At 31.6% G+C, this 24,435-nt stretch carries 13 protein-coding genes; 8 read left to right on the top strand and 5 right to left on the bottom strand.

All coding sequences use genetic code 11. The features are described 5' to 3' along the window. Positions 1-111 precede the first annotated feature (111 nt). The 3 genes from ACH5TW_RS02515 to ACH5TW_RS02505 form a co-directional block, all read right to left on the bottom strand. On the bottom strand, positions 112-1,695 hold the full coding sequence (locus ACH5TW_RS02515) for a RagB/SusD family nutrient uptake outer membrane protein (RefSeq protein WP_439334905.1): 1,584 nt from the start codon (positions 1,693-1,695) through the stop codon (positions 112-114). 35 nt (positions 1,696-1,730) lie between these two features. Beyond that, entirely contained in the window at positions 1,731-4,985 is a 3,255-nt protein-coding gene (locus ACH5TW_RS02510; protein WP_439334904.1) for a SusC/RagA family TonB-linked outer membrane protein, read from the bottom strand. 154 nt (positions 4,986-5,139) lie between these two features. Continuing rightward, positions 5,140-6,297, bottom strand: a complete 1,158-nt coding sequence (locus ACH5TW_RS02505) for a FecR family protein (protein WP_439334903.1) — start codon at positions 6,295-6,297, stop codon at positions 5,140-5,142. Between the two features lie 303 nt (positions 6,298-6,600). Between ACH5TW_RS02505 and ACH5TW_RS02500 the strand changes: the two genes are divergently transcribed. From ACH5TW_RS02500 to ACH5TW_RS15960, 8 genes are all read left to right on the top strand, one after another. Continuing rightward, on the top strand, positions 6,601-7,194 hold the full coding sequence (locus ACH5TW_RS02500) for an RNA polymerase sigma factor (protein WP_439334902.1): 594 nt from the start codon (positions 6,601-6,603) through the stop codon (positions 7,192-7,194). Positions 7,195-7,607: 413 nt separating this feature from the next. Continuing rightward, positions 7,608-8,867 carry an oligogalacturonate lyase family protein gene (locus tag ACH5TW_RS02495; protein ID WP_439334901.1) on the top strand — a complete coding sequence of 420 codons (1,260 nt, stop codon included), beginning with the start codon at positions 7,608-7,610 and terminating at the stop codon, positions 8,865-8,867. 9 nt (positions 8,868-8,876) lie between these two features. Then, the gene (locus tag ACH5TW_RS02490) at positions 8,877-11,615 is read left to right on the top strand and encodes a glycosyl hydrolase (protein ID WP_439334900.1); all 2,739 of its coding nucleotides are present in this window, start codon (positions 8,877-8,879) and stop codon (positions 11,613-11,615) included. A gap of 18 nt (positions 11,616-11,633) precedes the next feature. After that, a complete protein-coding gene (locus tag ACH5TW_RS02485; RefSeq protein WP_439334899.1) occupies positions 11,634-12,755 on the top strand; it encodes a glycoside hydrolase family 88/105 protein in 1,122 nt (373 codons plus the stop codon). Between the two features lie 3 nt (positions 12,756-12,758). Next, on the top strand, positions 12,759-15,671 hold the full coding sequence (locus ACH5TW_RS02480; protein WP_439334898.1) for a glycosyl hydrolase 115 family protein: 2,913 nt from the start codon (positions 12,759-12,761) through the stop codon (positions 15,669-15,671). 89 nt (positions 15,672-15,760) lie between these two features. Next, positions 15,761-17,551 carry a prolyl oligopeptidase family serine peptidase gene (locus tag ACH5TW_RS02475; protein ID WP_439334897.1) on the top strand — a complete coding sequence of 597 codons (1,791 nt, stop codon included), beginning with the start codon at positions 15,761-15,763 and terminating at the stop codon, positions 17,549-17,551. Between the two features lie 419 nt (positions 17,552-17,970). After that, the gene (locus ACH5TW_RS02470; protein ID WP_439334896.1) at positions 17,971-20,547 is read left to right on the top strand and encodes a hypothetical protein; all 2,577 of its coding nucleotides are present in this window, start codon (positions 17,971-17,973) and stop codon (positions 20,545-20,547) included. A gap of 94 nt (positions 20,548-20,641) precedes the next feature. Beyond that, a complete protein-coding gene (locus ACH5TW_RS15960) occupies positions 20,642-20,746 on the top strand; it encodes a T9SS type A sorting domain-containing protein (protein WP_500691797.1) in 105 nt (34 codons plus the stop codon). Positions 20,747-20,990: 244 nt separating this feature from the next. Here ACH5TW_RS15960 and ACH5TW_RS02465 read toward each other — a convergent pair whose 3' ends face one another. Both ACH5TW_RS02465 and ACH5TW_RS02460 read right to left on the bottom strand, forming a co-directional pair. Continuing rightward, entirely contained in the window at positions 20,991-22,220 is a 1,230-nt protein-coding gene (locus tag ACH5TW_RS02465) for a glycoside hydrolase family 88/105 protein (RefSeq protein ID WP_439334895.1), read from the bottom strand. Between the two features lie 80 nt (positions 22,221-22,300). Further along, positions 22,301-24,421 (bottom strand): RagB/SusD family nutrient uptake outer membrane protein, encoded by a 2,121-nt coding sequence (locus tag ACH5TW_RS02460; RefSeq protein ID WP_439334894.1) that lies wholly within the window; start codon positions 24,419-24,421, stop codon positions 22,301-22,303. Between the last annotated feature and the right edge of the window lie 14 nt (positions 24,422-24,435).

Below are 24,435 nucleotides of genomic sequence, written 5' to 3'. Positions count from 1 at the left end.
TGTTTACTGTTTTATTGGCATCCTGTGCTATACTGGAATTTTATTTAAAAAACAAAAAGCGTTATAATAGAAATTTATTATAACGCTTTTTTAATTAACTAAACTAAACAATTATTGTGGATATCCAGGGTTTTGATTTAATTTAGGATTTGCTTCAATTGCAGCTTTAGGTATAGGGAAAATAGTTCTATAAGCTTCAGAAGCTTGTTTAAACTCCCAAGTATTTCCAAATTCACCAAAACGGATTAAATCTCTTCTTCTTTGCATCTCAAAGGCTAATTCTCTACCTCTTTCATCTAATATATCGTCTAAGGTTAATGAAGCTAATGGAGCAGCATTACTTCTGTCTCTAACATCGTTAACTATAGGTAAAGCTAAATCAAATTTACCTTGTCTAGCTAAAGCTTCGGCTTTTATTAATAATACATCTGCATACCTTATAAAAGCAATGTCGTTACCTGCATTACCTCCATTTGTTTTAGGGTCTAGGCCCCATTTTATCCATTTTAAACCAGCGTTCATTGGTTGCAAACGAATACCTGTAGCAGGAATAATAGTGTAAGGAACTGGTCCTTCTGTAGAAGTTTCAGGATCATATAAGCTAGAGTTATGATCTGGAACGATACGTTCTACCATAATTGTTTCGCCGTTTCTAGGATCTTTTAAATCGCCATAAGGTATAATAAGATTTTTTCTGTCATCTCCGTCTTCATATAAAGCAAGAACAGATGGTCTAGTTCCAAAACCATTTTGAGGGGTATATGGTAAGCCAAATAAACCACCTTGAATTCCAGGAAGTACTTTTTGTACTAATGGATGTCCAACACCACCAGATACATCAGGTGAGTAAACAGCTCCAAAAATAAACTCGTTGTTACCTTCGTTATTGGCAACAAAATTGTCAAAATAATCAGGCAATAAGCTATAAGCTCCAGAGTTTATTACTAAATCAGCATATTCTATGGCTTTAGCATTTTGTTCTGTACCAGTATATACTTCTGCATTTAAATATATAGTTGCTAATAAAGCTTGAGCAGCTTCTTTAGTAAACCGACCATAATAGCTACCGCCGGCTTCTGCTTTAGTAGGTAAATCTGCTGTTGCAGCAATTAGTTCTGAAGTAACAAAATCAAAAACTTCAGCTCTTGTATTTTGTTCTGGTAAATTTAATGCATCTACTTTAGGAAGTGTAAAAACAGGAACATTTCCAAATAAATCCATTAAAAAGAAATAAGCATAAGCACGTAACGAGTGTAACTCTGCAAGTGGACCAGAAACTTCATCTTCTGATAAGGCAGAACCTTCTAAAGAAGCAATAAGTGCATTAGTTTGTCCAACCGTTTTGAAATAAGAATTCCAAGTTCCATTAATATAACTATGACTTGGAGTCCAAGTATGTTCCATTAATTCTGCAAAGTTAGCGCCTCCCCACCAACCTTGGATTTTCTCATGAACGACTACTTGATCTCCAGGAAGTTCTAAACATCTATATTCTACACCCATACCCGTTGTACGAGCAAAGTTTCTATATATTCCTGACAGGGATGATAAAACTTGTGTTTCGTTTGAATAAAATGTCTCTGGTGTGTATATAGAAAATACTTCTTCATCAAGATTACATCCTGATAATATTAGCAATAAGCAGCTAAAGCCTATTAACTTTACCTTTTTTGTTATTATTTGTATATTTTTCATACTGTATTTCTTTAAATTTTTTAATAGGTTTCTAATTAAAATGATATACTAGTTCCTATTTGGAAAGTTCTTGGTCTTGGATAAACAAGATAATCTATACCAATAGATCTTGTTCTAACTTCTGGATCGAAACCTGAATAACCTGTAATAACAAATAAGTTAGTTCCGCTAACATAAACTTTAGCTTTTTTAATAAAGCTAACTTTATCTACATCGAAGTTGTACCCAATTGTTAAATTATCTAATCTTAAATAACTACCGTCTTCAAGCCATTGAGAAGAATATTGAGCTGTTTGTGCTCTACTTGCTCCTGTGTTTAAAGCAGATTTAAGAACATTTACTCCGGGTGCTTGACTAACATACGAAAATTCAGCAGCTGTATTATTGTAAATGTCATTACCTACAACACCTCTAAAATTCATAGTAACATCAATATTTTTGTAATTAAAGGTGTTATTAAAACCAAATGTCCAATCTGGATTAGCATCACCAATTGCAACTTCATCAGCACCATCTGTACCATCAACGTCAAGATATGTTTCTAACCCATCTGCATCATATCCTGTAAATTCCCATCCATAAAACGTATTTAAAGGTAGGCCTGGTTTAATTATTTGTGTATTAGCATTATTACCAACTACACCAGAACCGCTTGATGTTCTAATTTCATCTCTTTGAAAGTTTTCGTTAGAAAGACTAATTACTTCATTTTTATTAGTCGCAAAATTTAAGTTTGTAGACCATCTGAAATTTTCATTACTAATAACATCTGCATTTAAACTCAGCTCTAAACCTTTGTTTTCAACTTTTCCAACATTAGCCCATTGAAAAGGAACAACTGATGGAGCTGCTGTAGTGAATTGTAATAATAAGTCATTTGTTTTTTTTATGTAATAATCTATGGATCCTCCAATACGATTGTCGAATAATCCAAAATCTACACCAAAATTTAATTGAGTCGTTTCTTCCCATTGTAAATTAGGGTTTGCAAAGTTTGTAGGTAATACACTTGGTATTGCTTGACCACCAAAAACATAAACAGCAGACCCGGCTATTGAAAGTTGCTCTGAACCAAGGTAATTAGGTATTTCTTGATTTCCTGTAACCCCATAACCAATACGTAATTTTAAGTTGCTTATTTTGGAGTCTACCATAAAATCTTCGTCTGATATATTCCAAGCTAGGGCACCAGAAGGGAATGTACCCCATTTATGATTTTGAAACTTACTAGAACCATCACGTCTTAAAGTTAAAGTAAGTAAATACCTGTCTTTTAATTTGTAGTTAATACGTCCATAATAAGATGATAGTTTACTAGCTTCTTTGTAAGATGTGTTAGATTGAATCGTTCCCGATTGTATTAAATTCCATCTTGTAGCGTCAGAAACAAAATTATTTGCTGATGTAAAGGTGTTTTCTGATTGGAATTTTTGATAAGAATAACCTGCTAAAACAGTAATATGGTTGTCATCATTTATTTGTTTATTATAGGTAAGGTTTGTTTCTGTTAGTATATTTAGGTTTTTGTATTTGCTAATAGATGCAATACCTCCTTGTCCTTCACCTGCTGGATGCGTTGAAGGAATTTGAGTAAACCTATTTACATTTTCAGCTGAATGACCTATTTTAGTAGATAAAGTTAAATCGTCAGTTAATTTGAAAGATGTATCTAAATTACCTAATAATAAAGAACTATGACTTTCATCTGTCACATCTCTCCAAGAAACAGGATTTACTCGTAGTGCACCAATTTGATAATAGCTACCGTCAGGATTTCTAACAGGTAATGTTGGTGCCCAACGTAAAGCGTCTTTTAGTAAGTTACCTCCTTCATCTCCAATATTAGAGTTTACTGCAGCTCTTTGGTCATCAACATTTGCATATGTTAAATTTAAACCAATTTTAAGTCTGTCGTTTAATGTTGTATGATTAGCTTGTAATCGGCCTGTCATTTTTTCGAGTTCAGAATTTAATAATATACCTTCTTGGTTATTATATCCAAATGAACCTGTAATGTTTGTAGATTCAGAGCCTCCTGCAAAAGAAATATTATGATTTTGTGTAATAGCAGTTCTAAAAACTTCTTTTTGCCAGTTTGTATCTACTCCTTGATCTGATAAAGGCAAGCTATTATCATTTGCATATGCTCTATATTCATCTGCAGATAAAAAAGGAAGATATTCAGGAACACTTGAAACTCCCATATAAGAGTCGTATGATAAAAAATCACCATACTTTCCTTTGTTTTTAGTTGTAATAATAATAACTCCATTAGCTCCTCTTGATCCATAAATAGCTGAAGCCGAAGCGTCTTTTAATACATCAATGCTTTCTATGTCTGCTGGATTTATTAAGCTTAAAGGGTTAATCGATTCTTCAGAATGAGGAGATGAACCAGAAGATACAGTTTTTACTGTGTTATTAGCACTTCCAAATTGCATCATTACTCCGTCTATAACATATAGAGGGTCGTTACCTGCAGATATAGAACTAGTTCCTCTAATTCTAATTGTTGAAGATGCTCCTGGTTGTCCGCTACTTTGTACAATATTTACACCCGCTATTTTACCTTGAAGTAATTGCTCGGGAGCAACTGGTAAAGCGTCTATAAAGTTTTCAGACTTTATAGATGATATTGCTCCAGTTAAATCTTTACGTTTTTGTGTACCATAACCAACAACAACAACTTCATCAAGTTGAGCGTTGTCTGCTTTAAGTGAGACATTATAAATGTCTTCGTTTTCAATCAAAACTTCAACACTTTTATAGCCTATATAAGAGAATACAAGTGTTTCTCCAGCAGCTGCAGTAATAGTGTAGTTACCATCGAAATCTGTACTAGTGCCATTTTTAGTACCTTTAATTATAAGATTGACTCCTGGTACAGGAATATTGTTTTCATCTGTTACTGTACCACTAATCTGTTTTTGAGTAACAGCATTTGTAACAGTAGGTAAATGACTTTCGTCTTTTAAAACAGCTGGCTTTTTCTTTACTATAACAGTTTGATTTTTGCTAAATTCGAAGGTGAAATTTATAGGTGCTAAAAACTTATCTAATAATACACCTGCTTTAATAACGCCTTTTTTTAAGGGTAACTCTGGTGCTTTCTTAATTAAATCATGCCTATAAACAAACTTATAATCGGTTTGCTTATTTATAAGCTTAAATAACTGTTTGACATTTACAGTCCTGTCTGAATCAATTATGATGTCGGTATCCTGCGAAAAGGCATCCTTAGACCCAAAAGCAAAGGAAATTGTACAACATAAGAAGATAAATGTTTTCATAATACATTTTAGAAGTTTATCCTTTTTACAGAATACCTCCCTAATAAAATTAATTTTCATAATTTAGTCTTGGTTTTAGTTAAACGTGGTTTTAATTAATTAATCAACTAGGAAAAAGGCTATTACCTTCGAACGTGTAGCCTTTTCCTTTTTTTTATTTCACAATAATTGTTTTTTTGCTAATATTAAATTCTATGTCTTCTTCTCCAGTTGCCTGAATAAGTTCTAAAATGTTCTCTATCGATTTAGTACGTTCTAAAATTCCTGTAAAAACATAATTTTTTCGTTCTGCTGTTTCAAAAACAACTTCTACATTATACCAACGAGACAATACTTGCATCATGTCTCCTAGAGTTTCTTCGTTAAAAGAAAAGTTTCCTTTTACCCAGGCAATTTCTTGCATCGCATCAATTTCTGATACTTTTATTGAATTAGGGTTTTTATTGTTTATAATAGATTGTTGGTTCGGTTTTATGGTTTTTTTTGTATTCCCACTGTTAACTTGAACACTACCATTTACTAATGTTGTAGCAATTTCATCCTCGTTATTATAAGCTTTAATGTTAAACTCTGTTCCTAAAACATTAATTTCTTGTTGCTTAGTAATAACTTTAAATGCATCACCATTATGATTTGTACTTGGAGATACTTCAAAATAAGCTTCGCCATATAACAGTTCTACTATACGCGTTTCGCCTTTTATAAATTCTGTTGGATATTTTATTTTTGATTCAGAATTCAACCACACTTTTGTTCCATCTACTAATTTGATAAAGAATTCGCCTCCGCGAGGAATTGCTAAATAATTATACGAAGGAGATTTTTTTGTGTTTTTATTTAGTAATGTTTCAGAATACACAAGTTCTTCTCCATTACTACTAACTTTTTCGGATTTATAAGCTTTTCCTTTTTCAAGATGAACTTGGTTGCCATTTTCTAAAGTAAGGATGGCTTTACTAGAGCCAATATCTATTGGTGTTGTAATTACAATTTCTGTTTCCTTTTTATTATTATGTATGAAACCTAAAGTTAATAATAGAGCAAAAGAGGCAGCTATGGCTATTTTTTTGTAGATGGCTATTCTGCGTACTTTTTCAGCTTTCTTGAGCTTTTTGTTTATGTTTTTTTTTGCTTTATGCAAATCGTAATCACTCATACAAGCTGTTGTTAAATATTCTACCTTAACTAAACGGTTAAATTCAGTATGGTTCTTTTTTGTTTCTAGCCAATTATTCAGTAATTCTAGTTCATGCGAAGATGCTTCCTTATTAAGGAACTTAACTATTATTTTATGAATTTCTGACTTGTTCATTTTACATGTTATATTACTAATTACGTAATAATTTGCGCCACCCCTCTATTATTTCTTAATTTTTTTTAATTTTTTTGAGTATTTGATATAAAAACATGTAAAAAAATGAGTATTTATCAGTGTTAAAAAAATGCTAAATGCTTGGAATCATGAAGGATTAAGACTTGTTTTTTAAAATTTAGGACTAATTTTTAATAAAAAAAATAATTTTATTTTTAAGTGTAAATAAAAAACGTAACAGGATGCTACAGGATAGCATTCCATTTATTAGATTATATATTTACAAAAAAACTAGATAAAAAATTGAATTTTTCTGAAAATCTTACGCTTGCCCAACAATTGAAATTAGGTAATACTAAGGCTTACGATTTTTTAATGAATACTTATTACAAGAATTTATGCATATATGCTTTTACATTAACTAATAATAAAGCTAAAGCAGAAGATATTGTCCAAAATGTATTTGTGAAAATTTGGGTAAATAGAAAAAATATTAATACTCATTTTGATATTAAGAATTACGTTTATAAATCAGTTTATAATGAATTCGTTGATCAATTTAGAAAAAACAAACCTGTAATTTATTTAGAGAAGAAATATTTAGAAGCACTTGATTTGGTGGTTGAAAATGAATATGAGAATTTAAATGAATTAATAAAATTGGTAAACGAAGAAATAAAAAATTTACCACCAAAATGCAGACAAATTTTTATACTTAATAAAAAGGATGGTCTAACACACACCGAAATATCTGAGCATCTAAATATATCAATTAAGACTATTGAAGGACATATGACAAGAGCTTTTAAAGTTCTTGCTGATAATTTGAGCCCTAAAGTTGAAGCTATTCTTTTTTTGCTTTATGACTTTAATAATGAGATGCAGGAGCTTAAATAATTATAAAAGCAGCAAATTTTCTAATTATTCTTTTTTTAGAAGATAAAAATTTATAAAATTAATTACCTCATTTTAAGTAATTATAAAACCTAATACCAATTCTGTATTGAAATTACTGTAAAATAAAATGATAATTTTTTTCTTTATACAAGATAGAAAAATAAAGCATAGCTGTAGTTACGGTTTCTTTTTATATTGAAGTAGAAAGGAAAAAGGCGCGTTTTATTACGGTAATTTTAATGCGGAATTGGTATAAACAGGATGCTACAGGATAGCATTTAATTTGGTACATTTTATATTTACAAAAGATTTTAAAGCGTTTTTTTATGAAACATTCATAATTAAATTTTCAATACCCAAGGAAAGAATTAAATGAATGTTACATGTGACCAAAAAAGAATAATTATAAACACATGAAAGCTCCTATAATATATTTTTTCTTATTTATTTTACTTGGTTTTTCATGTAAAGAAAATAAAGCAACTCAAGATACGGTCACTCAAATAAATCAAGAGCAAATTCCTGTAATGAAAACAGGCAAAGCAAGTTCCCTAGCAAAAGTTTGGATAGATTCTGAGACTGGACATAAAGTAGAAAAATTAGTTGATAGAGTAGGAGATAATAGAAGTTTTTATTTTCATAACAATCCTTTTTTACCAACAGAAGACAACAAAGGGTGGCTTATGATTTTTTATGGAAGCACTAAAACGGGTAAGCAATTATTTTCTTTTAATTTAGAAACAAAAGAAATTACTCAAATTACCCATAAAAAAGGAAACAAAAAAGGAGAAATTGTTGGCGATAAAACACGTAAGGTGTATTACAGGATGCGTGACAGTATTTTTGCCACACATATTGATACACATAAAACCGAGTTTATTTATAAATTCCCAGAAGATATGGTGGGGTCTATTGCTACTTTAAATGCAGATGAAACATTATTGGGAGGTGTATTGTCATCAAAAGAAGAACAAGAAATATTTAGGAAAAATCCAGAAAAGAGAAATTTTTTCGATAAAATTTATGAAGCTAAGCTAAAACGAACACTTGTTACTATTAATGTTTCTAATGGTAAATTAACACAATTGTTTGATGAACATGCTTGGTTAAATCATGAACAATTTTCACCAACAGATCCAAATTTATTTATGTATTGTCATGAAGGACCTTGGCATAAAGTTGATAGAATTTGGAATATAGATATAACTACAAAGGAGCGAAACCTTATCCATAAAAGAACAGTTCATAGAGAAATAGCAGGACATGAGTTTTTTAGTCCAGATGGTAAAACTATTTGGTTCGATCTTCAAATTCCCAGAGGAGAAACATTTTATTTAGCAGGAAAGCATTTGGATACAGGTAAAGAAACACGATATGTACTTAAAAGAAATGAATGGTCTATTCATTATAATGTATCACCAGATTTAAAAACATTTGCTGGAGATGGAGGCGATGAAGGGCAAGTGGCTCATGCAAAAGATGGTCAATGGATATATCATTTTGTACCAAAAGGAGATAGTCTAATATCTACTAAACTGGTAAACATGAAAAATCATAATTATCATTTAGAACCTAATGTACATTTTTCACCAGACGGAAAACAAATCATTTTTAGAGCTAATTTTGAAGGGAAATCTCAAATATATGCTGTAGATATACAAAAACACCACTAAAATTATATAATGCAAAAAACGAATTTATTTATAATAATAGCACTAAGTGTTTTAGTGCTTTCGTGTTTAGAGTCACAAAACACAAAGGTTTCAGATACTAGTGTGTTACCTGAAATAACCAATCAGCAAAAACCATGGACACGTTGGTGGTGGATGGGTAGTGCAGTTGATTCGGTTAATATTAAACAAAATTTAATCGATTTACAAAAAGTAGGTATTGGAGGTGTTGAAATTGCACCTATTTACGGAGTTAAAGGAGAAGAAGATAACTTCATTGATTATTTGTCGCCTAAATGGATGAATATGCTTAATTATACTATAGCTGTTGCCGATAGTTTAAATATGCAAGTCGATTTAACTTTAGGTACCGGTTGGCCATATGGCGGACCACAAGTAACGCCTGAATTTGCTGCTACAAAACTGATTACTCAAAATTATGAAGTAAAAAAAGGACATACTTTTTCTAAAGAAATTAAAGTTGAAAACCCAAAAGAAAAGCGACCAGCAAAGCTAAATTGTCTTTTAGCTTTTGGCGAGAATGGAACTTATTTAGATTTAACGAAGCAGGTTGAAAATAATAGTATTAGTTGGAAAGCAGAAGATGATAATTATAAAATTTATGCTGTTTTTACAGGTAAAACAGGTCAAAAAGTAAAACGAGCAGCACCTGGTGCGAGTGGATTTACGTTAGATCATTATTCTGAAGAAGCTCTTAATGTTTATGTAAAACCTTTTGATAACGCATTGGTTGGCTTTGATGGAAAAATAAGATCTGTTTTTAATGATAGTTATGAAGTTTATGGCACCAATTTTACACCAAACTTTTTTGAAGCTTTTGAGCAATTTAGAGGTTACGATTTAAAACCACATATACCGTTATTATTAAGTGAAGAAGATAGTGAAGAAGGTAATCGTGTAAAAAGTGATTATAGAGAAACGTTATCTAATTTGTTGCTTTATAAATTTGACGAACCTTGGACAAATTGGGCTAATAAGCATGATTTTAAATCTAGATTACAAGCTCATGGATCGCCAGGGAATTTAATCGATTTATATGCATCGGCAGATATTCCAGAATGTGAAACATTTGGTTCGATGCCCTATGATGTATTAGGGTTAAGAAGAGAAAAAGAAGATATTAGAGAAGGCGATGCCGATCCTGTGATGTTAAAGTTTTCCTCATCTGCCGCTCATATTTCGGGTAAACCGTTAACATCATCAGAAACCTTTACTTGGTTACGCGATCATTTTAAAGTAGCCTTATCTCAATGTAAACCAGAGGTTGAAGATTTATTGTTAAATGGTGTAAATCATGTGTTTTTACATGGCACAACCTATTCTCCAAAACGTGCCGAATGGCCAGGGTGGAAATTTTATGCATCTGTTAATTTTAATCCTAATTTAGCACTTGGTGAAGATGAAAATCAATTGTTCTCATACATTGCTAATTGTCAATCGTTATTACAATCGGGGAATCCTGATAACGAAAACTTATTGTATTGGCCTATTTATGATGTTTGGAATTCGTATTTAAATAACAATCTGTTTTTTCAGTTTAAAATACATTCTTTAGACGAGTGGTTACATAATCAGCCTTTCTACGAAACCACTAAAAGTCTTATGGAAAAAGGCTATGGACTAGATTTTATTTCAGATAATTTTATTGAAACAGCTACTTTCGAAAACGGCAAAATAAAATTACCTGGTGGCAGTTACAAAACTTTAATTGTTCCTACGTCAAGCAATATGCCTTTGGCTACTTTAAATAAGTTAATCGAATTAAAGAAGCAAGGTGCTAAAATTATTTTTCAGAACCTTCCGAAATCGGTTCCAGGATTTAAAAATTATAAGGAGCAGAATGATGCCATGCAAAAACTGATTTCAGATAATAAGTCAATTGTCTTTCATTCAGAAAATATTTTTGCTGATTTAAAAGAAGCTCAAGTGCAACCAGAAAAATTAGTTGAAACAGGTTTAAAATATATAAGAAGAGATGCTAATGGTGATAAAATTTATTATTTGGTAAATCATACGTCAAAAACGATAGATCAATTTATTCCTGTAAATGTAAAATCAGAAAATGTTATTATTTTCAATCCTAATACATCGGTTTACGGTAAGGCTGAAACAAAAACTGAAGGCGATATTACTTTAGTAAAAGTTCAAATAAAGTCTGGTGAGAGTTTGTTTTTGAAAACAAGCAATAAGAATGATGTTGAAGCTTGGAATTATTTTACAGCGACTGATGCTGTTTATAATTTAGAAGGCGACTGGGATATTTCATTTTTAAGAGGCGGACCAACTTTACCTGAGAGCGGTAAGGTTTCAGAATTAAATTCTTGGACAACATTAAGCAAGAAAGCAGAAGATTTTTCAGGAACAGCTAAGTATGAAATCTCATTTCAAAATCCAGATAAAAACGCTGAAAACTGGCTTTTAAAACTAGGAGATGTTAGAGAAAGTGCTAAAGTTTGGGTGAATGATAAATTTATAGGAACACTTTGGTCAAACCCTTTTGAAATTAATGTTGGAACACTTCTTGAAGGTGAGAATACACTAACTTTAAAAGTTACAAATCTTTCAGCAAATAGAATTAGAGCAAAAGAATTTAGAGGCGAAGAGTGGAAGAATTTTTATGAAATAAATATGGTTAACAAAGATTATCAAAAATTTGATGCCACTAAATGGAATCCAATGCCTTCAGGTGTTTTAGGACCTGTAACTATAACAGCTTTAAAGAAAAATTAATTTACATAATATTATAAAATGAACAAACACATATTAATAGTTTGCCTTTCAGTTTTAAGTTTACAAACTGCTTTTGGCCAAACTTCAGATAAGAAGAAAGTTTTAGAAAGCATGCAACTTGCTAACGATTATTTCATGAATAAATGGCAAGATGTTGGAAAAACCATAGTAACCAATAAAGAACGTCCAAGTAATATTTGGACACGTGGCGTGTATTATGAAGGATTAATGGCTTTATATGAAATTTATCCGAAGGAAGCGTATTACGATTATGCTTATGATTGGTCTGAGTTTCACAAATGGGGGTTTAGAAACGGAAGTGCAAACCGTAATGCAGATGATTATTGTGCTGCTCAAACTTATATAGATTTATACAATTTAGAACCAGATCCTAAAAAACTAAAAAACACAAAGGCAACTATTAATATGTTGTTGAACACACCGCAGTTAGATGATTGGTCGTGGATTGATGCCATACAAATGGGTATGCCTGTATTTGCTAAATTAGGTGTTTTAGAAAATGATAATCGTTATTTCGAAAAAATGTACGATATGTATATGTACACCAGAGATAAACATGGAGATAATGGATTGTTTAATCCCAAAGATGGACTTTGGTGGCGTGATGCCGATTTCGATCCGCCTTATACAGAACCAAATGGTGAAGATAGTTATTGGAGTAGAGGTAATGGTTGGGTAATTGCAGCCTTGGCAAAAGTTTTAACTATTATTCCAGAAGATGCACCACATAGAGAGCAGTATATTATGGATTTAAAATCGATGGCTCAAGCTCTTGTACCTATTCAAAGAAAAGATGGTTTTTGGAATGTAAGTTTACATGATCCTAAGCATTATGGAGGCAAAGAAACATCAGGAACCGCTTTATTTGTTTATGGTATGGCTTACGGAATAAACAATGGTATTTTAGATAAAGACAAATATATGCCTGTAATAGAAAAAGCTTGGAATGCCATGATTAAAGAAAGCTTACATGATAATGGTTTTTTAGGTTATTTACAGTCTACAGGAAAAGAACCAAAGGATGGTCAACCTTTATCGTATGATAAAGTTCCAGACTTCGAAGATTACGGTTTAGGATGTTTTTTATTAGCAGGTGCTGAAATTTATAGATTGAATTAATTAATGAAATATTTTTTATCGATTTTAAGTTTGATTCTTGGAAGTCAAATTTTATTAGCCAATACTTTTTCAATAGATAAAGAAAACATAAATCAACAAGATTTTGAAGTTTTAACTTCAGAGCATCAATCAATTATCTTATACGATAAAAATGGTAGTTCTTTAGATTCTATCTCCGCTTATTTATTAGCTGATGATATTTTTAAAGTAACAAACTATAGACCAGAAGTTCTTACTAATATTAAGAAGGCAAAAGGTCATGTTATTGTTATAGGTACTATCAAATCAAAACTTTTAAAGAAGTTTTTATGTAAAACAAATATTAAATCAGGATTTGAAAACCAATGGGAAAGTTATTCATATCAAACAATTTTAAATCCGAATAAAAGAATAAAGAAAGCGTTTGTCATAGCTGGAACAAATCCAAGAGGTACTGCTTATGGCGTTTTTAATATTTCAAAAAAAATAGGTGTTTCTCCTTGGTATTGGTGGGCAGATGTTCCTGTTAAAAAGCAAAACGAATTAATTTTAAACGCATCTAATTTTTATAGTAAAGCACCATCTGTAAACTATCGTGGTATTTTTTTAAACGATGAAGATTGGGGATTACAGCCATGGGCAGCAAAAACATTTGAACCCGAAACGGACGATATTGGTCCGAAAACTTATGCTAAAATTTTCGAATTATTATTACGTTTAAATGCCAATTCTATTTGGCCTGCGATGCATCCAAGTACCAAAGCGTTTTTCTATTATCCGGGTAATGCTAAAATGGCAAACTTGTATAATATTGTTATAGGTACGTCTCACGCAGAACCTATGTTAAGAAACAACGTAGACGAATGGGATAAAGAGAAATTTGGCAGTTTTAATTATAAAACAAATAAAGCCACTGTTTATAATTATTGGGAAACTCGCGTAAAAGAGGCAAAAAATATTGATGCTATTTATACATTGGGTATGCGAGGTGTACATGATAGCGGAATGGAAGGCGTAAAAAGTAAAGATGAAGCCGTTTCAATTTTAGATGGCATTATTAAGGATCAAAGAAACATGCTGAAAAGTTATATTAATAAGGATGTAACTAATATTCCTCAAGCATTTACTGTTTATAAAGAAGTTTTAGATTTATATCAAAACGGTCTTGTTGTACCTGAAGATATTGCCTTGGTTTGGACAGATGATAATTACGGATATATTAGAAATTTAAGTAATACAGAAGAGCGTAAACGTGGTGGTGGAGCAGGCGTTTATTACCATGCATCTTATTGGGGAAGACCTCATGATTATTTATGGTTAAGCACTACACATCCGGGATTGATACGAGAGGAAATGATGAAGGCTTATAATTTGAATAATAAAAATATTTGGATATTAAATGTTGGTGATATTAAACCTGCTGAATACAATACACAGTTATTTTTAGATATGGCTTATGATGCTGATAAATTTCAAAATCCAGAATATATTACAACGCATCAAGAAGAATTTTATGGAAATATTTTTGGTTCAGAATTAGGAAAAAGTATTTCGAATATTAGAGCAGATTATTTTCAATTAGCATTTGAACGTAAGCCTGAATTTATGGGCTGGAGCCAAACAGAAAGAACAACACCTATATACAATACAGCTTATAACACATTAAGTAATGGTGATGAAATTCAAGAGCGTATTGATGCTTATGACTCTATTGAAACAGAAGTTGATGTTATTGAAAAAAACTTGCCAGAGCATTTAAAAAGTGCTTTTACACAATTAGTTGGTTATCCTGTAAAGGCATCTTCTCATATGAACAAGAAATTCTTGTTTAGAGATAAAGCGATGACTTATGCTAAACAAGGAAGAAAAAGCGCTTTAAATTATGCAAGATTATCACATAAATCTTATAATGAGATAACATCTTTAACAAAAGGATATAATCAATTATCAGAAGGTAAATGGAATGGTATGATGGATATGAAACCTCGAAGACTTCCTGTTTTTGATGATCCTGAAATAATTTTAGCTAAAGTAAATACAAAAGGAAGTATTGGTGTTTCAGTTGAAGATACATTAAAAACGGATAGTGGAGAATTGCGATTACCAACGTTTTATATTAACGATTCAAAATCATACTTCATTGACATTTATTTAAAGAATGATGAAAATGGAACTTGGTCTTTTAATGAGTTCTCTAAGTGGATAAAACTGAGTGAAAACATCGGTAGTTTAGATACTTCAAGTATTAATGAAGATCGTATTTTTGTTTCAATTGATTGGGATGCTTGGGTTGAAGCTGGAGCACCTAAATCAGAAGTTCTAAATGTTCAGTTAAATTCAATTGAGAAAATTATTCATATAAATATATCTGATAACTATCAAAAAACACCTAAAAATAGTGTTGTTGAAAAAAATGGAATAGCTGTTATCTATGCAAATCACTTGTCTTCTAAAAATAACGTTGATTCTTTAAAATGGGAAGAAATTAAAGAATTTGGACATTCAAAATCGGTGATGCAATCCTCACCATTAGAAGCGTTACCAGTTTTAAATCATGAGGATGCTCCTGTTTTAAATTACGAATTATTTACTGAAACAATCACAGAAAACGCCATACTAAAACTAGTAGCTATACCAACACATCCAGTGTCAACCGATAGCGAACTTAGAGTGGCAGTACAATGGAATGAAGAACCCATTCAAATAATTAGTTTTAAAACAGAAGGTAGAAGTAATACTTGGAAACAAAATGTATTGAGTAATACAGCTATTAAACAAATTCAAGTACCTATTAAGAAACAAGGCAAGCAAGAATTGAAGGTTTATATGGTTGATTCTGGTGTGTTGTTAGATTATTTTGTTCTAGATACACGAAATAAAAAAAGTATTCCTTATAAGTTAATGCCAGAAACCATATTAAATTCTCTAAAAGAATAAGAATAGATAAAAAAGGGAAATAGTATATTTAGAGGTTCTTTTTGGAATACATAATAAATTAATGATTCAAGAATTTAAAACAACTAACTATGAATGGGATTAATAAAACATTATTTTTAAGTTTAATTTTTGGAATTATCATTAATATGCATTCACAAAATAAAGAAATCAAACTTTGGGATGAGGTACCAAATTCTAAAGAAAATAAAGATTATCAAGAAGTTTTTAGATTAGATTCAGAAGGTAAACCAAACGCTATTAGAAAGGTTGTTAACCCAAGACTTAAACTGTTTTTGGTAGATAATAAAAAAACAGATAATACGGCTGTAATAATTTATCCTGGTGGTGGGTATGCTGTTTTGTCACACGATAAAGAAGGTGATAAAATAGCAGAATGGCTTAATTCTATTGGTATTTCAGCATTTGTTTTAAAGTATAGATTGCCAAGTGATATCATTATGAATGATAAAACTATTGGTCCGCTTCAAGATGCTCAAGAAGCCATGAGAATGTTGAGACGAAACGCTAAAGAATGGAATATAAATCCTAATAAAATTGGAGTGATAGGGTTTTCAGCAGGTGGTCATTTAGCATCAACAATTTCTACACATTATAATGATAACGTTTATGTTTCAGATAAAACCAGTGCGCGACCAGATTTCTCTATGCTGATTTATCCTGTAATTTCTATGGAAGATGGCATTACTCACAATGGTTCAAAAGTTAATCTTTTAGGAGATACTCCTTCTGAAGCATTAATTGAAAAATACTCAAATGAAAAACAGGTAAATGAAAACACACCTCCTACTATTTTAATCCATGCTTCAGATGATGGATCTGTTCCTGTTGAAAACAGTATTAATTATTATTTAGCGTTAAAGGAAAAGAATGTTAAAGCCGAAATGCATATTTATGAAAATGGCGGACACGGTTTTGGTTTAGGAAGATTTGGAACACATTTAAACTGGCCAAAAGCATGCGAAGATTGGTTAATAGCAAATAAGTTTATCCCCGAAAAAGAGATTTATATGTTTTCTTATTTCAAAGGAAATGGAGAAGACGGTTTGCATTTAGCATATAGTGAAGACGGTTATTCATGGGAATCGTTAAAAAACGACACTTCTTTTTTAACGCCAGAAGTAGGAAAAGATAAATTAATGCGCGACCCTTGTATTATAAAAGGTGGCGATGGTTTATATCATATGGTATGGACAGTGAGTTGGACAGATAAAGGTATTGGATATGCACATTCTAAAGATTTAATTAATTGGTCTGAACAACAATTTATTCCAGTAATGCAACACGAAGAAGGGACTCGTAACACATGGGCTCCTGAAATTACTTATGACAAAGAGAGTAAGGTGTATATGATTTATTGGGCGTCTACAATCAGAGGGCAATTTCCAGAAACTCAAATAAAAGAAGATGATGGTTATAATCACAGAATGTATTATGCAACTACTAAAGATTTTAAAACCTTTAGCAATACTAAATTATTATACGAACCAGGATTTAATGTTATTGATGCTACCATTAAAAAGCAAAACAATAAATACGTTATGTTTTTAAAGGATGAGACAAAAAATCCTGTTCAGAAAAACCTCAAAATAGCATATGCTGATACATTAACAGGGCCGTATACAAAAGCAAGTGCTCCTATTACAGGAAACTATTGGGCCGAAGGACCAACAGTTATAAATATAGATGGTAATTGGATTGTTTATTTTGATAAATACAAAGACCATAAGTATGGAGCCATTAAATCTACAGACTTAAAAACTTGGGAAGATATTTCAGATAAAATTAAATTTCCTAATGGCACAAGACACGGTAGTGTTTTTAAAGTTTCTTTGGAAGCGTTTAATAAATTTAAAGATTAATTATTTATTCCTTAAATGTTTTAAAAATATTTACACAATTTTCTTTTAAAGCATTATTATGATAATCTCTTATTTTTTTCTTATTTGTTAATATTTACTTGTTTTTATTAAATATACTTTTTTAAAAGTATATCAGAACCATATGTTTATTGGTGATAGATTTATATGCTTGGTAGGTTTTTTATTACTAAATTGTTTTTTTTCTTAATAAAAAAATAATTTACACGCCTTATATCCGATTAGTTGTGCAGTTCGTCTAAAAATCAAAATCTCTCAGGTAAGTGCAGGATACTAGAAATGATATAACACAATATATTTAAAAAATGTAATGGATTACATTAATAAAAAACTTACCAATTTCTTAAAATGTAATCGATTACCTTAAAATAATTACTAATTAAAACAACTTTACTAAAATTATGAAAAAAACTTTACTAAAAAACGTATTATCGTTTTGTGCTTTAGTATTCGCTATGGGGGCTTTAAGTGCACAAAATACTGTTACTTGGACAGGAGCCGTAGATTCTGTATTTGTTAACCCTGCAAACTGGAGTCCAGTTGGAATACCAGATGGAACTTCTGATGTAGTTATTGATTCAACTACAATTAAACCTTTTTATATAACATCTGTACAAGATGCAGGTAATTCGGATAATTATATTTCACATTTAACTGGTTCTGGTGGTGTATTAAATATTTCTGGACCAATTTTAGTTGGTGGCGGTGGTGGTAATTACTTTGGAGGTAATTTAACACTTAATGCAGGTGCAGATGTAAATATCAGAAATCAAGGTCGTTTTGGTCAAGCTGGAAACCCATCTGTAATTAATGTTTATGGAGGTCTTTTAAATACTAAAAATCAATTAATAGTTGGTGATGGTGGAGACTGTACTTTTAATATAAATGGTGCTGATGCTAAAGTAACTTCTACTGCTGATGGTTTGATTTTGGGAGGTTACGCAGGAAATGGTGTTATTAATCTTTACAACGGTGATTTAATACTTAACGGGTCAGTGCTTATCAATGAAGCTGGTGCTGGTGATGGTTACATGGTTATTTATTATAAAAGTGATACCGATAGAGGTACTTTAAAATTACCTGGAGACCAAAAAACTCTTGTAGATGGATTAATTGCTGCTAATAAAATAAGACCAAGACCAAGTCAAATGTTGGGAGTAATAGTAGCAAACGATACAACTTCTGTTATTGCTTATGAGCCTAAATCTACAGGTGATAATATTGATTTAATAACTTGGACTGGAGCTGAAGATACAGATTTCTTAAATCCAAACAACTGGGATTTAGGAGTTATTCCGAATGAGTTTGATGATGTGCAGATAGAAACTTCTGCTAATGCACCAGTATTAAGTACGGCATTAAGGGACGTTGATTCTGATAATAACTTTTTACAAGGTGTGGTTAGTCACTTATATGGTAGATCTGGTACAGCTCTTACCATTGCTGCGCCTTTAGCTGTTTATGGAGGAAGTGGAAATTACATGGGAGGAGATTTAACACTAGAAGACGGAGCTGATGTAAATATTAGAAATCAAGCACGTTTTGGTGGTTCAAATAACCCATCTTTAGTTAATATAAATGGTGGAATATTAAATTCGAAGAATTATTTAATTGTTGGTGATAACGGCGACTGTGAGTTTAACGTAAATGGAGGTGAAGTAACATCTACTGGTCAAGGAATTATCTTAGGAGGATATAATGGTTACGGAGCAGTAAACTTAAATGGAGGTAGTATGAAATTAAAAGGCTTAGCAATTGATGGACGTGCTGATCGTGCTGGTGCTGGCCACATTACTATTGATGGTGGTAGTTTAATTGTTGTTGGAGACCAAAGAGGAGAATTAGAAGGGTTAATTGCTGATGGTAAAATAAAAGCAGCTCCTGGTAAAGACATAATTTCTAATTTCGATTTTACAAACACAACATTTACAACTGTTGATGCGGCTGGTCCAAAAGAAGTAGCTTACCTTACAAAAGCTAAAACCATGGCTGCTGGAGCTTCTACTGTAGATAATGATGCAATCATTAGAATGCTACAAGCTGATGCTAATTTCAATGTAACAGTAGTACAAGATCCAGACGCTAATATTGATCTTTCTGGTTACGATTTGGTAATTGTACAAGAAACGTTTGGTTCAGGTGATGCTATATTTACTGGTTCTGCTAGTATTAGAAATATTAGTGTGCCAATGATTATTAATAAAACATATGCTTGGAAAAGTGGTAAGCCTGGTATTACAGAAGCTGATGCAAGTATTGTAGAATCTACGTCTTTATCAGTATCTGTTAATCATAGTCCTAGAAGAGCTGACCCATTATTTAGTGGTATAGATTTTTCAGGTGGAAACGACATCCAAATATTTGCTGATTTAAGCACTGATGATATTGGTACTGCAGGAGGTGGAGCTAAAGGACTTCAAGTTCTTAATGATATCGATATTACTGGTAACAACATTGGTGGTAGTACAGGTTCAATGCATGCTGAAACAGCAGACGTTACAACTCCAAGTGCAGCCATTGTATTCAATGAATTACGTGCTGGTGTTCAATTAGGAGAAGATGCTTTAGATGTACTTCAAGTACCTGTAATTGCTTTCTCAATGAATTATGGAGCTATTGCATTAGGGGATGGTGAAAATATTTCTTCTGAAGCTTTAACTATCTGGAGAAATGCTGCATATCACTTAACTGGTATGATGTCTCCAAATACATTATATGTAAACCCTGATTATATAGCATTAGGAATTGATGATATTACTAAATCTAATGTTTCAACTAATGTAAAATCTTATGGTAATAGAGTTTATGTTTCAAATGTAAAATCTGCAACAGAAGTAAATATCTATAGTATTACTGGAGCATTAGTAAAATCTTTAAAAACTAATGAAGATACTAACTTTGCATTTAAATCAGGACTTTGGATTGCGACTGTTAAAACAATTGAAGGTCAAAAATCTGTAAAATTTATTACTAAATAAAATACATAAAATTTAATTAATAGTATCTTTTATAATTTTAGTAAGGGTGTATATTTAAATATACACCCTTACTTATATATAGAAAACAAATGAATTGGCTAAGACTATAAAGGTTTTTCCAAATCCAACAAATGGTGTTTTTAATGTTAGTTTAAGTAATAAATCCTTAATACAGTTAATTCAGAATTGTATAGTATAAGTGGAGCTTTAATTTCATCACAAAAACATAATGTTAATCAAGATAAGATTGAGTTAAATATTACTGATAAGCCATCTGAAATGTTTTTTCTTAAAGTGTTATTAGAAGAACCTGTAACATTAAAAGTAATAAAACATTAATCTTTTTTACTTTTTATTATAGATTTTAATTTAAAAAAATATGATTTAAAAAAAGCTATTTCTTTTTAAAGAAATAGCTTTTTTGTTTAGTTCTAAAACTTATCTTATCTGTTTAATTCTAATGCAGCCATTATAAATGGACCTAAACCATGAGAGTTGTTCGTTAAGATAGGTTCACTTAAATAGTATTCATAAGAACCATCTCTATAGGGGTTACCTCCTAAACCTGCACTTTTACAAATTTGATTTAAATGTATTTCTCCATTTGCATCAACTGTAACTAATTTATTAATTAAACCATCAAAACCTTTATTAGCAATATTTTCAAATTTAGCTGGTAAGTATCCTTTATGAGCACCTTTTGCAAAGGCATATATAAACATTGAAGATCCAGAGGCTTCTAAATAATTCCCTTCTCTATCTTGCATATTAGGTACTTGGTACCATAATCCAGATTCGTCTTGAAAATTACTTACAGCTTCTGCTAATTCATTTAAATAATCAACTAACAGTTGGTGTTTTGGGTGCTCTTTTGGCAAATAATCTAGCACATCAACTAAGGCCATAGAATACCATCCTAATGCTCTTAACCATATATTAGGAGCACACCCTGTTTCTTTGTTTGCCCAATCCATTTGTTTGCTTTCATCCCAAGCATGAAAATACAAACCTGTATTTTTGTCAAAAGTTTTATCATGCAAAAGTTGAAATTGGTGAGCTATATCATCAAAGTTTTTACCGTTTTCAAATTCAGCAGTATACCGAGCATAGAATGGTTCTCCCATATATAAACCATCTAACCACATTTGGTTAGGATATATTTTCTTGTGCCAAAATCCATTAGATTTTGTTCTTGGATGTCCATCTAACTGGCTTCTTAAAAGTTTTAATGCGATTAAATACTTTGCATCCTTAGTTTTATCATATAGGTTAAAGAGAAGTTTGCCAGAATTTATTAAATCAATATTATAACTTTCAAGTTTATAACCTTTGATAGTACCCGTGCTATCAATCATTAAATCTACAAAATCTTTGATATAGTTATAATATTTTTCATTTTTAGTTTTATCGTAAAGCCTTTCGTAAGCCTTTAAAACTAGACCTACTTTATATTCCCATTTTGGTTCAGGAATATGATCGATATCCCAAGCTTGAGGGTTACGTTTTATTATTGAAAGTGCCATACGTTGAGACCATTTTAAAGTGTCAGAAATAGTTAGTTGTTTTGTTTCCTCAACTTTAGGGCTTTCCTTTTTTTCTTGTTTACAACTATTAAATAAGGCTACACAAAAAAGTATAAGAGCAAGAATAGAGATGTGTTTGTTAAATTTCATTGTTTTATTATTTTAATTCTTGGTAAAAAATAACCCGCAACAATTGTGAAGCGGGTTATTAGTATTATAAAAGATATTAATTATTCTGATGCGTGACCGTATCCTTGAGTAATTAAACCGTTTGAAGTTGATAATGTTGTAAAAGGAACAGCTCTCATATAGCGAGGTGGTTCACCTGCTGAATAATAAGAATCTGGATATCCTTTAAAAATATCTGATGTGTATTGACTTTCATTGGCAATAATATTTGATCCCCAATCAGATTTTTCATAACCATCAGCTTCTAAAGCTGCTGCTATAGGTCCATCTGGATCAATGTATTCATATAAACCACGAATTGCTAAGTTAACTTTATCGCTAGAAAGTGTAGCAATATAGTCTGTCCATAAATCACTAGTACCTCTCCAACCTGGAACTAATACAGGATATTTAGGATCTGCAGTAGTAATACCATCAGGAGTTTGAGTTGTTAAAAGATTCAAAGAAGGATCTATGTCCGTTTTAATATTTACATATTTAGTCCAAACATAATTAGAAATTGTCATTCCAGTTTCAGGGAATGTGTAAAATCCATCAGCTTTTAAACCTTCTACCATAGCTATTTGTCTGTCACGTAACTTTTTGATTCTCTCAGGCATAGTACCATAAAGTGTCATGTCCCAACGTGTTTTACCTTCAGCAGCTAATTCTAACTTACGTTCTTGAGCTATTGCGTCAATTAAACTTTGACCAGAAAGTCCATTTATGTATGCTGTAACCTTAGTTGCTTGGTCAGCAGCACTAAATGCACGACTACGTACTTTTGTTAGTTCAGTTTTTGCATTAGCATCCTCACCAAGTGCAGCATAAGCATAAGCAAGGTCTAATATAACATCACCCATTCTTACTTGCTGCCAGTTACAACCTGATTGACGTTGTCTTGTTGTATATGGCTCTGCAAAACGAGATTCATCAAGTTTGTTATGAGCTAAACCTCCTTTTTCACGACTTCCAGGATTAAAATTAATTAATCTTTCAGAAGCTGCTCCAGAATTTGCAGTTACACAAGCTGTTACATCACGACGCATATCACCTTCTATAAAATCTCCATAGTAAAAACTAGCATAAATACGACTTTGACCATAATTTTTACATGGATAAGCATTTCTACCTCCACCACCTGATGGACGACCAAATGAATATGGGAAATCTGAATTTTGACCACGTGTATAACCTGATTCATATAAAGATTCTGGACTTATTTCTAAATCCATTAAATATTGGAAGTTACGTTGAAAAGGGTTATTAAAACCAGCACCACGCTCATCATTCGTTATTAAACGAGCAGAGCCAGGGTTATCTAAAACTTTTCTGTAATGATCTTTAGCAATATTCATATAAGTTTGCCAATCGCTACGTCTAACGTATTTTGCTTGCCAAGTTGAGTTTTCTATTCCTATTTGATCAAAAGAAACACTTCCGTAATCAAAATCTGTACGACGTAATTGATAACCTGCAGCATCAAATGCCATTCTACCAGCTACATAATCAGCATAGGTTCCAGAAAAACGCTCAGCAGTTAGTCCGCCATCACCTAATCTATACATTAAAGGAATTGCTTTTTTAAGAGCTGCAATTTCTTTCTCGTAAATTACATCACGAGAAGTCATTCCTAAAGTATCAGTTTGAGCTGTACTTCTAATAGCGTAGTCATAATAAGGTACATCACCAAAATAACGTACTAGCAATTTGTAAGCAGTTGATCGAAAAGCAACTGCTTCTCCGTATAATTGTGTCCAAGCGCTAGGTTGGCCTGCAGCTACAGCAGCTTGATAATCTTCATTAGCCTCTAGTGCCTCTAACATGATATTAACTCTATTAATAATGATATAGCATTCATTCCATTGCTTAGAAGAGTTACCATCGTTAATGTTGAATTCTGAAGCAAACAGTCCTTCTGGAATATGACGTCCTTGAGACGCATAATTTTCAGGATGACATTCAGAATCTGATCCTACAACTTCTGTTTCATAAAACATTAATCTGTCTAAATCATACCAAATTTCATATAATCCCGCAAGAACTTTAAAAGCCTCACTAGGCGATCCAAAAACAAAATCTTCATCAACACTGGAAAGTGCTTGTACCTCTAGGAAATCTTCCTTACAGGCTGTATTTAAAAGTATAGATACAGATAGTATTAAATAAAATATTTTTTTCATAATTTAATTTTTTT

Source organism: Thalassobellus sediminis (assembly GCF_044386045.1).
GTDB lineage: Bacteria > Bacteroidota > Bacteroidia > Flavobacteriales > Flavobacteriaceae > Thalassobellus > Thalassobellus sediminis.
This window is presented reverse-complemented; position numbering and strand designations above follow the sequence as displayed.

What these genes read in the sequence shown, in the direction of transcription:
- ACH5TW_RS02465 (WP_439334895.1), bottom strand. Translation starts at nt 22,220, where the DNA reads ATGAAATTTAACAAACACATCTCTATTCTTGCTCTTATACTTTTTTGT.
- ACH5TW_RS02475 (WP_439334897.1), top strand. Translation starts at nt 15,761, where the DNA reads ATGAATGGGATTAATAAAACATTATTTTTAAGTTTAATTTTTGGAATT.
- ACH5TW_RS02485 (WP_439334899.1), top strand. Translation starts at nt 11,634, where the DNA reads ATGAACAAACACATATTAATAGTTTGCCTTTCAGTTTTAAGTTTACAA.
- ACH5TW_RS02495 (WP_439334901.1), top strand. Translation starts at nt 7,608, where the DNA reads ATGAAAGCTCCTATAATATATTTTTTCTTATTTATTTTACTTGGTTTT.
- ACH5TW_RS02460 (WP_439334894.1), bottom strand. Translation starts at nt 24,421, where the DNA reads ATGAAAAAAATATTTTATTTAATACTATCTGTATCTATACTTTTAAAT.
- ACH5TW_RS02470 (WP_439334896.1), top strand. Translation starts at nt 17,971, where the DNA reads ATGAAAAAAACTTTACTAAAAAACGTATTATCGTTTTGTGCTTTAGTA.
- ACH5TW_RS02505 (WP_439334903.1), bottom strand. Translation starts at nt 6,297, where the DNA reads ATGAACAAGTCAGAAATTCATAAAATAATAGTTAAGTTCCTTAATAAG.
- ACH5TW_RS02515 (WP_439334905.1), bottom strand. Translation starts at nt 1,695, where the DNA reads ATGAAAAATATACAAATAATAACAAAAAAGGTAAAGTTAATAGGCTTT.
- ACH5TW_RS02490 (WP_439334900.1), top strand. Translation starts at nt 8,877, where the DNA reads ATGCAAAAAACGAATTTATTTATAATAATAGCACTAAGTGTTTTAGTG.
- ACH5TW_RS02480 (WP_439334898.1), top strand. Translation starts at nt 12,759, where the DNA reads ATGAAATATTTTTTATCGATTTTAAGTTTGATTCTTGGAAGTCAAATT.
- ACH5TW_RS02510 (WP_439334904.1), bottom strand. Translation starts at nt 4,985, where the DNA reads ATGAAAACATTTATCTTCTTATGTTGTACAATTTCCTTTGCTTTTGGG.